General features: G+C 55.0%; 6 protein-coding genes. 2 read left to right on the forward strand and 4 right to left on the reverse strand.

The window, feature by feature from the left end; genetic code table 11:
* Positions 1 to 232: 232 nt before the first annotated feature.
* Positions 233 to 9,925 (forward strand): CARDB domain-containing protein, encoded by a 9,693-nt coding sequence (locus R3C20_14710; GenBank protein MEZ6041754.1) that lies wholly within the window; start codon positions 233 to 235, stop codon positions 9,923 to 9,925.
* 166 nt (positions 9,926 to 10,091) lie between these two features.
* Here R3C20_14710 and R3C20_14715 read toward each other — a convergent pair whose 3' ends face one another.
* Genes R3C20_14715 through R3C20_14730 form a run of 4 tightly spaced genes read right to left on the reverse strand, consistent with a single transcriptional unit; the run spans position 10,092 to position 14,174 of the window.
* Complete coding sequence (locus tag R3C20_14715) at positions 10,092 to 11,159, reverse strand: VWA domain-containing protein (protein ID MEZ6041755.1); 1,068 nt, start codon at positions 11,157 to 11,159, stop codon at positions 10,092 to 10,094.
* Positions 11,159 to 12,247, reverse strand: coding sequence for a BatD family protein (locus R3C20_14720; GenBank protein MEZ6041756.1), 1,089 nt, complete (start codon positions 12,245 to 12,247; stop codon positions 11,159 to 11,161). The genes R3C20_14715 and R3C20_14720 overlap by 1 nt, the downstream gene beginning before the upstream one ends.
* Positions 12,244 to 13,125, reverse strand: a complete 882-nt coding sequence (locus R3C20_14725; protein ID MEZ6041757.1) for a DUF58 domain-containing protein — start codon at positions 13,123 to 13,125, stop codon at positions 12,244 to 12,246. The genes R3C20_14720 and R3C20_14725 overlap by 4 nt, the downstream gene beginning before the upstream one ends.
* A gap of 59 nt (positions 13,126 to 13,184) precedes the next feature.
* The gene (locus R3C20_14730) at positions 13,185 to 14,174 is read right to left on the reverse strand and encodes a MoxR family ATPase (protein MEZ6041758.1); all 990 of its coding nucleotides are present in this window, start codon (positions 14,172 to 14,174) and stop codon (positions 13,185 to 13,187) included.
* 372 nt (positions 14,175 to 14,546) lie between these two features.
* Between R3C20_14730 and R3C20_14735 the strand changes: the two genes are divergently transcribed.
* On the forward strand, positions 14,547 to 16,364 hold the full coding sequence (locus R3C20_14735; protein MEZ6041759.1) for a hypothetical protein: 1,818 nt from the start codon (positions 14,547 to 14,549) through the stop codon (positions 16,362 to 16,364).
* Positions 16,365 to 16,453 lie beyond the last annotated feature (89 nt).

A 16,453-nucleotide genomic window follows, 5' to 3' on the forward strand; every position in this document is an offset into this window, starting at 1 on the left:
TCTGTGTTGGTCCGAATTGTTTTCAAAACGCAAATTTGAATCGGCTCATGACTTATGAAGCGCTACTCGTGGGCAATTTCAGATGCCCATGCGTGGTAAGGCTCACGCTGCGCGCGGGCTGAGCTTCTGCTGTGAAACCACACCTGTGCGCTGCACCGTTGCTGAACACTGACAGTCTCTGCCAATGTTGCGATTCACATATTCCTGCGCGATGAAATCGAAAGGGTGAAGAATGACCGTGCGAACATTTCTGCGTGAACTTACAAAGTTAGCCGGAAGTCGGAAGCAGCGGCGCAGAACCCATGCAGGATTGAAAAGGGCTCCTGGCAGCGGGCCCGTCATTGCAACGCAGACTCTGGAGACCAGGACGCTGTTATCAGCAGTCATGTGGGACGGCGATGGGGGTGACTTGCAGTGGACCAATCCACTGAACTGGAGTGGTGACGTTCTTCCGGGAGCAGCCGACGATGTTTCGATTGATGTCGCTGGTGATATCACCGTGGAAGTCACTGGAAATGTTTTTGTCAACAGTCTGCAAAGTTCGGAAAGCCTCAACCTCTATCTGACCAATCTCACGGTGGCAGCGCCTTCCCTCATTTCGGCGGCGACGACCATCACGGGGGGCACCACGACAGCCATCGGCTCGGACGCCGTGTTGAATTTTTCTGCAGGGGCGACAATCAATACAACAAATCTGCGTGCCACAAGCGGAGGAGAACTGCTGTTCGGTCCCGGCACGGTGTTCGCGACCAACGGCGGTGTCCATACAACGATCGAAGCCAATGGCGAAGGCAGCCTCATTGATCTGTCGGAACTTGCGGCGTTCAACGGAACAAGTGGAACTCAGGGCCATACGGTCTTCTATACCAACGTGAATGCATACGGCGGCGGCCGAGTCGACTTATCTGGTGCTGTGAGTGTCGGGAATCAGACCTACATCAGAGCCAGTGGTCAGGACAGTCAGGGCGTAGCAAGCCGGGTGGACCTGGCCGCCATGACGGACCTGGCCGGAACTGGACGTGGGTCTGTGCTGTGGGCCGCAGATGTCGGCATCATCCATGCGCCGATTGTCAATACGATTCAAACGGCAGGACTGATTGCCTCGGCCGGGGCGACGCTGGATCTGTCGAGCGCCACGTCGTATGACGGTGGCCTCAACGCCGCCAACATTCTGCGTGCCGATGGCGAAAGCAGCGTGCTGGATCTTTCCGGACTGACGTCATTTGCCGGTGTTCTGGGAACTCAGGGTCATACAACGTTCTATTCAACCGTCGAAGCGATCAATGGCGGACTGGTCGATTTGTCGTCGACCGTCACCATCAGCAACCAGACGTGGGTGAGTGTCAGCGGAGCCGATGGCATGGGCGTACCCAGCCGCTTAGATCTCACGGGCCTGACAGAAATCGCTGGTGCCGGGCAGGGAGCCAACTTTGTCGCGTCTGGTCCCGGGCAGATTGATGCTCCTATTGTCGGCACCATCCTGAAGACTGGATTTCAGGCCACTAACGGTGCTGTTCTGGACATGTCCAGCGCAACAGTCTACGACGGCGGCCTCGGGTCCACTCGAAACCTTCGAGCGGATGGTCAGGGCAGCGTACTGGATCTGTCCGGTCTCACTTCGTTTGTCGGAGCCGCCGGGTCACAGGGCCATACCGTCTTCTTTTCCATCGTAGAAGCTCTTGGCGGCGGTCTTGTTGATTTGAGTAACGTCCAGACCTCGACGCTGCAGGTCAATTACTCATCATCCGGCGAGGATGCTCTGGGGACGGACAGTCTGATCAATCTCCAATCTCTGACCGAGGTGACGGGGAATTCTCTGAACAGTATGACAACGGCCGATGTTGGCCGGATTGATTTGTCATCCCTGACGATTCTACGAGGAACCAGTCTTTACGCATCCGCAGGCAGCGTGCTGGATGTGTCTGGTGTAGCGGAATACCACGGACTCACGGTGAACAACAGCACGATTCTCGCCACCGGCCTGAACAGTCTCATTGATTTGTCTGGGCTGCAGGTGTTGGAAGGTAACGCCGGAAATCAGGGACATTCCGTCTGGTACCTGACCATTCAGGCGATGGACTCGGGCAATGTCGAACTGGGGGTCGGGGCGAATGATGTTTCCCAGCGAGTGTCGATCTTTGCCGAATCCGGATCTGTGTCAGCCGGTCAGCTGAACGTACTTTCCGGAGCCACATTTGCGGCGGTGGGTACATTGGATGCCGATCTGGTTAACGGAACCAACCTTCGAATCGGAGGCTCGCATGGCAACCTGACCGGAGGGCTGACGCTGAACGGGGAATTCGAACAACTCCCCGGCGGATCGCTTTCTCTGAAGATTGGCGGACTGACGGCAGGCACACAGTTCGATCAGTTTAACGTATCCGGAACAATGACTCTGGGCGGCGCATTGAACATCTCGCTGGTGAATGGATTTGCTCCGGCTGATGGTGATGATTTTGAGATTCTGACGTTTGGTTCACGAACAGGCGACTTCGATGCCATGAACGGGCTCAACCTGCCCGGCAATCAGATTCTGTATCCGACTTACAGCGCAGGTAGTCTGGTTCTGGGTGCTATTGGCGACGATCCTCCTGTCATCGCAACACTGGGTGCCTCGCCGGATCCAATTCTGCAGAGCGCTGATCTGACGCTGACAGCTGATGGGGTGAGTGATCCGAATCTCAATGTGGCTGCCGTACGGTTTTATCACGACACGGATGAAAACGGCCTGCTGGACACCGGCATCGATCAGTTATTTGGAACGGACACGGATGGTACGGATGGCTGGAGCATTACGGCTCCGGCGACGTTCGCGGCAGGAACACACACGTTTCTTGTTCAGGCCGAAGACACCACCGACAACTTCAGCAACGTTGTATCTGCAGGTGTTGAACTGATTCCGTCCGTGTACTGGGACGGGGATGCAGGCGACTTCCTGTGGACCAATCCGCTGAACTGGAGCGGCGACACTCTTCCCGGGGCAAACGATGATGTCGTAATCAACGTCGCCGGAGACATTACCGTTACACATTCAGGAACCAACACAACAATTCGCTCGTTGACCAGCAGTGAGTCACTTAATCTTTCCGGCGGATCACTGACGGTGACGGCCACATCAGTCGTTCATGGCGCGTTTGCCGGATCGAATGCGACCCTGACAGTTTCGGGCCCGAGTGCGACGTTTCTGGGAGCGGGGCCGACAACACTCAGCGTGACAAGCCTGATCGCGAACAACGGAGGCGTGATTGAACTTCCCAATGCCACAAGCTACGCGGCGGCAACAGACGGTGACACCAATCTGCTGGCCGACGGAGCTGGCAGCAAACTGCAGCTGACGGGGATCACATCGCTGAAAGGCGTCGGACGAAATGGTCGCGTGGCCATCAAGACGACGGGCGGCGGAGTGATTGACCTCAGCAACCTTGTGACGATTCCGTCAGGGACAACGGAGGTCAGCGCAATGGACCCGGGGAGTCTCATCGACTTTTCCCGATTGCAGACGTGGACCGATGCGAATCAGAATCGGTCATCGTCCGTAACCTGGGGCAACGGCGGAGTGGTAAACGTTGATTCTTTACTGACGATGAACAGTATCGGCGTCACCGCAAATACCGGCGAAACGCTGGTGTTCCCCGCGCTGACACATATGGGTGCAGGGTCGGATACGACAGCCGTTCTGCTTGCCGACGGAATTGGCAGCCGGATAGAATTTCCCGTACTGACCACGATGGATGGCACCAATCGCCATGGGGCAACTCACCTCAGGGCCCGCAACGGCGGCGTGATCGATATGTCTGCCGTTGTTCACAATCTGGACGGCACCACACTGGTTTCGGCATTCGATGCGGGCAGTTTGATTGATCTGTCGAGCCTTCAGACCTGGACGGACGGAAATCAGTTCAATCATTCGTCTGTGACGTGGGGACTAGGCGGGTTCGTTGCGGTCGACAGTCTTCATACGATCAGCAGTGTGGGGATCGTGTCGAACACCGGAGACACGCTGGTGTTCCCGGCGCTCACAGCCATGCAGGGGGGCGGCGACACATCTGCACTGGTTCTTGCTGAGGGCTCCGACAGTCGTATTGAGTTCCCTGTACTGACGACGATGGACGGCACCAATCGTCATGGCGCAACGGAAATCAGAGCACGGAATGGCGGGGTCATTGACATGTCGTCCGTCATTGACAACGTCAACGGAACGACGGTCATCTCCGCGTTTGATGCGGGAAGCCTGATCGACCTGTCCAGCCTGCAATACTGGATAGACGGCAACCAGTTCGGATCATCATCTTTGACATGGGGTGATGGCGGAACAGTGAATGTTGATTCGCTGCAGACCACGGTAAACGTAAGCCTGCTTGCGAGCGGGGGAAATGTTCTGACCTTTCCGGCAATGGAAAGAATCGGCGGAACGACAGATTCTGCCTCAGTAATTCTCGCGGACGGTGCTGGCAGCCGCCTGGAATTTCCTTCCGTCACCGTCGCTGACGGGACAAGGCGACACGGTAACGTGGCCTTCAGAGCCCGGAACGGCGGCGTGGTAAACCTGCCTGCACTGCTTGAAATCACAACCGGAGCAGTCGCCGTCTCGGCAGCTGATTCGGATGGATTCGGAAACGGCAGCATCGTGAGTATGCCGCTTCTGCAAAGCTGGACGCACGGCAATCTCTTTCAGGCGTCTTCACTGACGGGTGAAAGGGACGGAATCGTCAATGTCGGGACGCTCGCCGCCCAGACAGATATACAGGGCGTCCAGATAGCGGCAAGAGGGACTGGGCGACTAGCCAGCCATCGTCTGCATTTGCTGACTTCCACAACGTTAAGCGGTGACGGGGTTGTCGGGGCCGATGTCGTCAACACATCCGGACGTGTTCAGGTCGGCCATACGATCGGCCTGTTGACTATTGATGGCGACTTTCAGAACGAAACGGCCGGTATCGTCGCGATTGACATTGGCGGAACAGCACCGGGTACCGACAGCGATCGTTTGTTGGTGACTGGAACAGCTATCCTGGACGGCACACTTCAGGTCTCCATTGTCAATGGTTTTGTCCCCGTCAATGGTGATGCGTTTGAGATTCTGCAGTTCGGTAGCCGTGTTTGTGACTTCCTTACCAAGACCGGCCTGGATCTCGGCAACGGACTTTATCTGGCGGCCGCGTTCGACCTGGATTCGATGACACTGAATGCAGGCAGTATCCCGGATTCCGGGCAACAGTGTCAGACGACTCCCGTCTTTACCAATGTGGATGTCGGACCGAATCCGGCGAAAGCGGCCGATGCGATTTCGATCACTTTTGAAGTCGACGTACCCCTGCTCACAACGCCCACGGTTGTCATCGATGGTCATTCAGCAGTCCTTTCCGCTCAAAACGGATCGCTGTATACGTTCACCTACACCGTTACAGGAACGGAAACAGAGGGCGCAGTCGATGTCGTGATAACCGCGACCAGTCTCGACGGTGGTGTTGGCACAACCACGGTCATCACGACGCTGGATTTCACGGACCCTGTGGTTACAAACATCACTCCGGATCACAGTCCCGCCGATGTCGGCACGGTTCTGACGGTGACATTCGATTCATCTGAAACCCTGAGTAATAGCACAATTGTTCGGATTGGCGGACAACCTGCCACTCGCAATAGTCTGCCCGGCTATTCCTACAGCCGCCTGCTGACGGGCGACGAGGGACTCGGTCAGGTCACTGTGGAGGTGGCAGCCGTTGACGTTGCCGGAAATACCAGTTCAGCCACTCGTCAGATCCTGGTTCTCAGCGGTGGTCTGGATATGAATGCGACCGGGATCTCGTTGACGGATGATCATCCGGGCGTTGGGCAGACAGTCACAGCTTCCGCCACGGTGCATAACAGTTCGCTGCACGATGCCATCAACGTCCCCGTGCGACTGACCATTGTCGAACCGGTGACAGGCGAGCGTGTGCTGCAGACATACACGATCCCGCTGATTACGGCAGGTGGAACGGCCAGCATCAGCGCGGACATCGACCTGGCGACTGATGGAGTGCACGTCTTCCGCGTTGAAATTGATCCCGACAACCTGATTGCGGAGATCATCGAATCTGACAATGTGGCAACCCGGTCGATCCTGGTGGACAGTGCCGTCCACACCGTGATCGACCTGGCGGGTTCGCTATCAGCAGGCAGCGCTGCGCCAGGAACATCGCTGACTCTGTCCGGAACAGCATCTTACTTTTCCAGCCTGAATGCGGCCGGGCCCGCTGCAGGTGCCACGGTGAACGTAAGTGTGTCGGGTACTGGGCTAACCCAAACCGGTTTCACGGACAGTACCGGCACGTTTTCGCTGACTTTCGACTCCCCTGTGGCTCCTGGCGACTATGTCGCCCAGGTGACCGTTTCTGATGGGACCACCAGCACAATCCTGGCGCTGCCATTCACGGTCACGGCCCCTTCGGGGGGTATCGACCTGGTGACAAACAATGGGCTGGTTGCTTCCTCTGATGCGACGCCAATCATCAACGGTTTGGTCACACTAAGCGCCCGAGTTTACAACGTGGGTAGTGACGACTTTACGGGGACAACGTCGGTCGACTTCTACGACGGAGCCATCCTGATCGGTAGTCAGGCGATTCACAATTTAACATCACAGACTTTTACGGATGTCGCGATTACACACGCATTCGCGTCGCCGGGAGTTCATACCGTCAGCGTGCGGGTAGACGAAGCCGATCTGGTCATCGAAAACAGCGAAACCAACAACACTGGTGCACTGTCTGTGACTGTACTGGAAGCCATTCCGGATCTGATCGCAGTGGACCTTCAGTTTTCGGATGAAACTCCGGCAACTACCGATCTGGTAACTCTGACAGCGAAGGTGGTGAACACCGGCGGCAGCGCTGCGACAAATGTTCTGGTGCGATTCTTTGATAATGGCAGCCCTCTGGGCGCCGTTGAGGTGCCCTCTGTGGCAGCGGATGGTGGCGTGGAGTTTGTGTCCATTCAGGCGAATCCGGGGACGAGTGGATCGCGACAGATTTCTGTCGTCGTAGATGCCGACAACTCGATTGTTGAGTCGGATGAAACAAACAACTCGTGGGTTGAGACGATTGAAGTTCACAATCCAGTTGCCGAATTGCAGGCGAATCTGATCACACTATCCAGTAGCACGCCACTGGTGAATCAATTGTTTGATGTGAGCATGTCGGTTAGCAATACGGGCGAGATCGCGGCTGATCACTTTGATGTCCAGTTCCTCAGGGATGGCGTCGCGTTCGGTACCGTGCATATTGCAACTCTGGCTGCGGGTGAATCCACTACGGTGACCCTGCCAGCGTCATTCAACACTGTTGGACCGCATTCCGTCAGTATCGTGATTGATTCCGGATCTGCAGTAACGGAGCTTCTGGAAACGAACAATCAGGCGTCGAAGAATCTGCAGGTTCTGGCCACGCCGCTTGCCGATCTGCAGATCAGCGCAGAAGACTTTGCCCTGTCAGATTCAAATCCAGGGGCCGGCGACAGCGTGACCGTATCTGTACCGGTGCAAAACCGTGGACTGGCGTCAGCAACGGGCGTAACGGCCGAACTGCGAATCGACGGCATGGTCATTGGCAGTGCCGCGACCACTCCGACGGATCTGGGCGCCGGACAAAGCGGCACCTGGTCGTTCACGTTTAACGCTCCGGTTGGCGATGGTTTCCATTTGCTGGAGATTGTCGTTGACGAAGGCAATCTGATCGGAGAATCCGAAGAAAACAACAACCGGGACTTCATTCAGTTCCTCGTTGGGGATCACCCGGACCTCGTGCCGAGCGACATTACGTATTCGTCCGACACACCGACCGAAGGCGACAGCGTGACGATCTTCGCGACGGTTCACAACGACGGCGACGAAGCATCCGATGCCTTTACCGTACGGTTCCTTGATGGTTCTCAAATGATTGGACAAGTGACGGTTCCCGGCCTTGCGGTCGGCACCAGCCAGACAGTGAGTGTGGACTTTGACACCAGTGGTCGAGCTGGGCTGCGAGACATTCAGGTTATTGTTGACCCGGGCAATCTGATTACAGAAGTGAACGAAGGCAACAACCTGATCAATCGAGGACTCATCGTTGCTGCAGCCGATCCCATCGCGCCGACAACCATTGCAACACCATCTGTCGCGCCCAATTCCGCTGGCTGGAACAGGACCGACGTTGAGGTTGTCCTGACGGCTACAGACAATACCGGAGGTTCCGGAGTCTCCGGGCTGATGTATTCAATCGACGGTGGTCCCGTGCAGATAACGTTCAGTAACACGCAGACCATTCTGCTGTCGAACGAAGGGATTCACACAATTACTTATCAGGCAGTCGATCTTGCACAAAACATCGAAGCGCTCCAGATACTGACCGTGCGAATTGATAAGACGGCACCGACAGCCATCCACAGTGGTCCGTTTACGGTCGAAGAAGGCAACATCGTCCAACTGGGCGGAGATGCTTCCACAGATGGTTTGTCGGGTGTTGCCAACTACGGATGGGATATCAATGCAAATGGTGTCTATGATGCGACGGCGTATTTGGGATCAACGGCACCATTCCAGCAGGACGTGGCTCTGCGAGTTGTGGATGAGGCGGGCAACGAAACAATTGTGGTGACCCAGGTCACGGTCACAAACTCCGGCCCCGTCACTGTGGAACCAGGAGATCGCGGTCAGCTGATCACGGGAGGTGCTGGCACAGGTAATCTGGTTCAAATTGTGGTGTCGCTGGAAGAAGCGACGAATTCGGCCGTAGAAGCAGAGTTTCTTGCTTATCAGACCCATCTGGACAACGGTCTGTCAGACTCGACGTTCGTGTTCTCGACCCTTGGCTTCAGCCTCACCGGATTCGAGCAATTTGAGCGACTGCTGGAGTACGGAACATTCAGAGGCACCTATGAAAATGTAATCGTTGGCAGCAACTACAGTGAGAATCTGACAGGAACTTCCGATTCGGATCTGATCGTTGGCAATGGTGGCAATGACACAATTATCGGCCTCAGTGGTAACGATATCATCATCGGCAGTACTGGAAACGACGTGCTTGACGGTGGCGATGGCGATGACGCATTTCTGTATTCGGGCGCAGCCAACGGTTTTGATTCCATCGAAGGCGGCGCGGGCATAGACCGGGCCATCGGAGTCAATACGGGTACCATCATCGGAGTCAATGGGTACGACAACGGGGTTGAGGAATTCATCGGGCTCGGTGATACCATCATTCGTGACACCAACTACAGCAGAACTCTCGACTTCACCAACACCATCCTCACCGGCATTGCAGAAGTCGATGCGGCCGGTGGAAACGACACCGTCAACGCTTCAAACCTCAGCGATGGTGTCTACCGAGGTGGTACCGGCGATGATGTCCTCGCTGCTGGCGATATGGCCGTGACATGGCTGTATAGCGGAACCAATCAGGGGTTCGATTCCTTCGACAACGGTACCGGGCTATCCATCGCCGTCGCAGAAACCAACGGTACCATCATCGGAGTCAATGGGTACGACAACGGGGTTGAGGAATTCATCGGGCTCGGTGATACCATCATTCGTGACACCAACTACAGCAGGACTCTCGACTTCACCAACACCATCCTCACCGGCATTGCAGAAGTCGATGCGGCCGGTGGAAACGACACCGTGATTTCTTCCTCGCTAAGCAGTCTGATGTATCGAATGGGAACCGGAAACGACTGGCTGGTCGTGTCAGCCGCTAACCCGGGCGTTGAGGTTGTGATCATCGATTTCAACCAGTCAGGAGTTGACCACATCGACCTCCAAACCCTTTCACTGACAAACGGCTTCCAAGATTTACAATTCGAGCAACAGGGTGCATCCACCGCGGTCGCAGCACCGGGACTCAATCTGCGTCTCCTGGACACGCTGTTCACAGAACTTGAAGAGCAGGATTTTCTGTTCGCCTGATCCAGGCTGAGGGGGAGCCACTTGTAGCTCGTTCAGATGTGTCCCCATGCGGCGTTTTACATAATCAATCGTTGAATCGGTGGCAGACGGCTAACTGTCCATTGAGAAACCGGGACAGGCTCGCAGGTCGGCAAATCGTCGGCCACCAACAAGCGTTCCTGGCAACCTAAGGCAACCCTCGAAGCCAGGTAGCCGCCAGAATGGTCTGAAGCAGAATGCAAATGAATCCGGCGGTAAGCAAAGTAGGAAAGAGTTCGCGGTATTCCGTATAAATGGTGCCCTCAGTTTCCGTCTTTTCCAGCTGGTCAATCTGCTCGTAAACCCGCACAAGTGACTGGGTGTCCTGAGCATTGAAATACTGACCGCTCGTTTTTTCCGCCAGCATTTTCAACGTTTCCTCATCCAGTCGCACTGGCCGCGACTGCAGTACCTGACGACCAAACAAATCGACGCCCGGATACGGCGCAGTACCTGTCGTACCAATCCCGATGGCATAGATCCGGATCCCAAAGGCCGCCGCGGCTTCGGCTGCTTCCTCAGGCTGTATGACTCCCGCCGTGTTTTCGCCATCCGACAGCAACACAATCACCTTACTTTTCGAAGGGGTATCTTTCAGACGATCCACGGCCAGTGCCAGTGCATCGCCAATCGCCGTTGCCTGCTCTTCCTGCAGCAATTGTTCATTGATGACTCGACCCCGTTTATCAAAAATGGGCCTGGGGATCTCAATCTTCTTCAAAACTTCCAGCAAGGCGCCATGGTCCAGGGTTGGCGGACATTTGGCGTCGGCATATCCACCAAACGCAATCAGACCGATCAAATCATCGGGGCGACCGTCAAAACCTTCGCCTCCGGAAACAAACTGCTGAAAGACGTGTTTGACTGCATCCAGCCGGTTTACCTGCTCCCCCTCAATCGGAAAATCCATCGCCTGCATTGAACCAGAGCGATCGATACACATCTGAATCGCAATGCCTTCGGTCCGAATGCGAAACTCTTCGAGACCAAATTGGGGACGAGCCAGAGCCAGCACAATCAGCACCAAACCCGCCAGCTGCAACCAGGGTAGCCGCCGCCGCACCTGCTGAGCCAGTGTAACAGGCAAGGTCCGCAGCAGGGTCACGTCTGAATACAACACAGCCACAGGCTTGCGACGATGTTGCCTGACAAATACCCCCAGAACCACTACCAGAGCCAGCAGCCAGAAGGGATCATGAAACCGAAAGGAGGACATCAATCAGAGCCTCCCACTGCGTCAGTCGGCTGACGAATCACATGGACATCTTCTTCACCCTGACGGTCGATAAACTCGCGAGCACGGACAATGCTGGCGTCGATGTCGGCGTCGTCCGGCGTCATGCCTGCAAACTTCACGAGATCAGCGGATTCCAGAAACCCTCGCAGTCGAATCTTTTCTTCGGCGGTGAAAATGTCATTACCCACGATCTCGCGCAGGAACTCTTCCGTGGTTTGTTCCGGCGCACGAATACTGGTTGTTCCTTCGATGAAGCGGCGTACGATGGCGGTCAGTTCGACGTAAAAGATTTTCACATCGATCTGCAATTGTCTCTGATCAATCAATTGCTGCAATTCACGACGAGCCAATTGTTGTGGAGACAACTGAGGCACCATTACAGCTTTTGTCTGCCGTCGACGAAACCACCAGACCAGAGCGGCCATACCGAATACAATCGCGCCAATAGCCTGGATCAAAACCCGGGACGGGTTTTCCGGAAGCTCGACCGGATCGGCCGCCGGTCGCAGATCCTGAAGTGAGGGAGCTTCACCGGCGAGCATGGTTGTGACTTCAATTTCGAGCGGTTCTGTCCTGACCGTATGAGCTTCGATATCGTCCGAGTTGGCGTTCTTCACGACATCCTGAAATCGAACCGCCATGGGAGGAATCGTCAGTCTGCCTGCCCTCAAAGGCTCCAGTGTGTAGGTCTGAGATCGAATTTCTCCGTCGTCGGCCGTGACAGGCAGCGGTTCGTGAAAATCCAGAACCATAAAATCATCAAACGAAGACACGAACGGCGGCTTTTCAAGATTTACCGCACTGGAAGCCTTAATTGTCAACGTCAGCAGGATCTCGTCTGACAGGCGCGGTTTCTCGGGGCTCACTCTCAGAACCAGCGAAACCGGGCCACGCTCTGTCGATGTTTCAATCGAATTGGAAACGCCCCCAACGGAATCACCAGCCCCGTCCTTGTTGCTTTCCGCAGAACATCCAACAACCAGAATCACAAGCAGCGACCATTTCAACGCGCCAGAAATGATGGCCGCAACGCCCCTGTATATGACGCCAATCTGAATCGTTATCATCGAAAACGCCTTTCCCGCGATTCGAAGAAACGTCGCAACGTCGTGGTGTAAGGTTCCGTTGTGGAAACGGGCAACTGATCCACACCGGCTTTGCGTAAGAATGTTGCGAGTTGCGCATCCTTCTGAATGCCGTGCTGACGAAACAGTTCGCGGACCTTCGCATGTCGTGTATCGACTTCTACACGTTCCCCTGTTTCGGCATCCTGAAACGTGATGAAGCCAACGTCCGGCAATTCGCGTTCGCGCGGGTCCGAAACAGTGACAGCAACCAGATCATGCCGCCCATTGGTGACTGCCAGGGCCTGGCGCGATGCCACCGACTGAAAATCGCTCAACAGAAAAACAACACAGCGACGTTTTTGCACTCGATTCAGGAACTGGAGCACGGCATCAAGGTTCGCTTCTTCAGCCACTGGTTCAACTGCGACCATTTCCCGTATCAGACGCAGTACATTCGACCTGCCCTTGCGAGGCGGGAAGAATTGCTTCACGTCACTCGCAAACAGCAGCAGGCCAACTTTATCGTTGTTCTTCAGGGCAGAAAACATAAGCAATGAAGACATCTCAACCATCAGATCGAGCTTGGATTGCTGTGCCGTCCCAAAGGCTCCTGAAGCGGAAACGTCCACAACAAACTGCACAGTGAGTTCGCGTTCTTCGCTGTATCGTTTGATGAAGGGAACGCCGGCGCGTGCGGTAACATTCCAGTCAATCGTCCGAATCTCGTCGCCAGGCTGATATTCACGGACTTCGTCAAATTCCATTCCTCGACCACGAAACACACTACGGTATTGTCCCGCCAGCAGATCGTTCACCGAACGGTTCGCCACAATCTGAATGCGCTGGACTTTGCGAATGATGTCGGCAACTTCGGGCATAGTTTCGGGTGAGATTCAATCAGAACCAGTCGGCCAGGAACCAGAGAAACGGACGGCGACTATGGCACAGGCACAGCCGTAAGAAGTTCACGAATGACGTCTTCGCTTGTCCTTTGTTCGGCCTCGGCTTCGTACGTCAGGATCACTCGGTGACGCAGCACGTCGTAAGCGATGTCCTTAACATCCTGCGGAGTGACGTAGGCACGACCATTCAGGAAAGCGATGGCCCGAGCCGCCACGCCCAGAAAAATGGTAGCTCGCGGAGACGCGCCAAAATCAATCAGAGGCGCGACAGACTTCAATCCGAATGCGAGCGGTTCGCGAGTGGCTCGCACTACGTTCACAATGTAATCCTTCACCTGGTCGTCGATGTATATCATGCGTACGACCTCCTGCATGGAGAATATCTCCTCCGGTTTGAGCACTGCATTGATGGGACGAGAAACATCGTCCAGTGCCATGTCCAGTACTTTGCGTTCTTCGTCCGGACGAGGATAGGTCATCCGAACTTTCAACATGAATCGGTCGACCTGGGCCTCCGGAAGCGGATAGGTGCCCTCCTGCTCAATGGGATTCTGAGTTGCCAGGACCAGAAACGGCTTCTCCAGAACGAAGGTTTCGTCACCGATCGTCACTTGCTTTTCCTGCATGGCTTCCAGCAAGGCCGACTGAACCTTTGACGGAGCCCGGTTGATCTCGTCCGCCAGAATCAGATTGGCAAAGATCGGACCTTTGCGAGTCTTGAAAGTACCATCTGAAGGCACGTAAATCATGGTTCCCAGCAGATCCGCGGGAAGCAAATCGGGCGTAAACTGGATGCGCTGAAAGCTGATCGACAGGGCCTTCGACAAAGCCGTAATTGCAGTGGTTTTTGCAAGTCCCGGCACACCTTCGAGCAAGACGTGACCGCCTGTGAGCAAGCCGATCATCAATCGGGAGATCATGTCTTCCTGACCAATAACGGCCTTTCGAAGCTCTCCATTCAGCTGATGGATACGATCCGATTCCTGAGCAACGCGTTCTTTGATTCGGCTGAGTTCCGGGTGCATTTTTCCTGCCATCCAGTATCGCAACGCAAAAAGTCGTCTGAAGGCGAATCAATACAACACGCACCGCGTTGGATCAACCTTCCGGAGTAGTAATCGCGGACATCACTCTATTCGATGGTTGTGTCTCGAAAATTCTCACGTTGAACTCATGGTTGAAAGTTGAACTCATGGTTGAAAGAAGTGACCACACAAGGCCTGAGACGTATTTGACTTCATCCTGCTGGTGAGTTGCAGACAAACCGGTAGCACAGCGCCGGTCCGCTTTCTCTTTTGGCCGCCCGGAAGTTAAGCTGCCTGCCTCAGGTTTGAGACGGACAAAACGAAAAACGCGGGCTGGACGGAATACGCGTGGCCAGACAGGGACGATGCCAAATGAAACGGTCAATGACAGATCCAGTGGCCGACGGGCGGTTCGATGTGACTCGATGCGCCGTCACCGCATGTTTGATTTTTCTCGCATCAGCGGTTCTCCATCCAGCCGCTGCTCAGGACGAACCCGCTCAGACACAGCCGCCGGACCTCGAAACTGTTGTTCCCGATGGCGCAGCGGAGCCATCCAGACGAGAAATCGCTGAGTATTCCGGACCCGTAGAACTCCTCCCGGCAGGACGCTTTGAGCTCAACTGGCAAAAGCTGATCGCTATGCAGGAGCTGGGAAATCATTTGACCGGAAATACGGAATGGAAGGATGATTGTCTGCTCATGGAGATCACCGATTCCGTCCGCGAATCAATGTCGAAGACGCTGGAAGCGGACAGGCCAATCAGTATGACATTTGACGTCATTCTGGCTTTCAATCCGGATTCGGCGGAACTGATCGGCGGGTATCAGGTGATTGCGATGCCACTCCCTGTCAATCGATTTTTCGAACTACTCGACGAACCAATCGATGAATCGCTGGTATTCGACGAACAGGGATTTGCGAGTCTGGAAGATGGCGAAGGAATCTTGCTGGACTGCGGTGACTACAGCGTGCTGGCAGTCGGCGAACCGTCCGCCCAAATCCTGAAGCCGCAAATGCTCGCGATCTGTGATTATCTGAAAAATCATCCTCCTCAAAAAGCCTGTTCATTTACATTTGAACCCGGTCGGACATCTCAGCGGTTCCGAAATGTTCTGAAGACAATTGCCTCCGCAGGTCTTGGCACATTTGCTCAGAGACGTGATGGCGAAAATGAGCTCTTCTTTCGTCTGCGCGAATCAGGCGTGAAGCCAGTCATGGAAGCCGTCGATCTGGCCAGTGATCAGATTGAGTCCCTGCGATACGCCATTGACCTGAACACCGAGACTCAGGAGATAGAAACGGAACTGGCATTAAAGGCGGTCCCCAAATCCGGATTCGAACAGTGGTTGAATCGCCAGTCCGAAGCCACCAGCCGAACGGGGCGGTACCTGCACCCCAACCACGATTCAGTCACTTCTCTTTGTATAGCTATTCCGGATATTGTCCGCACAAGCCTGCCACTGCTGACAAAAGCCCTGCTGGATGAAGGTCTGAAGATCGGATTATTATCAGCGCATAGCGCTCAACAGTGTCAGAGAAGCTGTCAGGACATGGCGGACCGAGGACTGCTGGAACTGCTGATTCAGACAATTCCTGACGGTCGGGGGGGATTTGATGTGGTCATCACACAGCCGCTGCCGGAACAAAATGATTTGACGGCAGCAACTATTGAACTGGTTTCGTCGCAAAGCCTGGGGCCGTGGACCGTGGCCTTTGAGGATATCGACGGATGGCCGGTGCATGTCCTGTCGGGTATCTTCGGCGATACAACTGCGACAGAAAACGGGGTCACCTGGCCGAACGACATTCAGCTTTGTGCAACCGACACGGCGGTACACTGGCACTTTTGTCAGCCTGACACCAGGTCTGTATTGACGGAGATCATCAAACACGACTTTGAAGAACCGGAGGCGGCGGGTCTGCTGCGCAAAAAACTGTTGTACTTAAAGGGCGACTGCAAGCTCGCTGTGCGACGGTTTTTCTGGGATGACGACTACAACAGTGTCTTTCCAGATGAGACGACCGGCGTCGGTCGACACACCGGTCGCGGAGACTACACCATTGCGGCTGACATCGCTCCACAGGAACTCGTGCTGACAGCAACATTTGAAGCTGATGCAGCGGCATTCGGAATTCTCTGGCATTCCCTTATCATTCTCGAACCTCTGGAAGCTCTCGACTTCTAGCGTAAGCTCATTGTTCCTACCGAACCGCTCGACAGAATGCTGCTCCGTGGTCAAAATTCCACAGCGGCGTCTGTAAATGGTCAGCTGGT

Source organism: Planctomycetaceae bacterium, from assembly GCA_041398825.1.
Classification (GTDB): domain Bacteria; phylum Planctomycetota; class Planctomycetia; order Planctomycetales; family Planctomycetaceae; genus F1-80-MAGs062.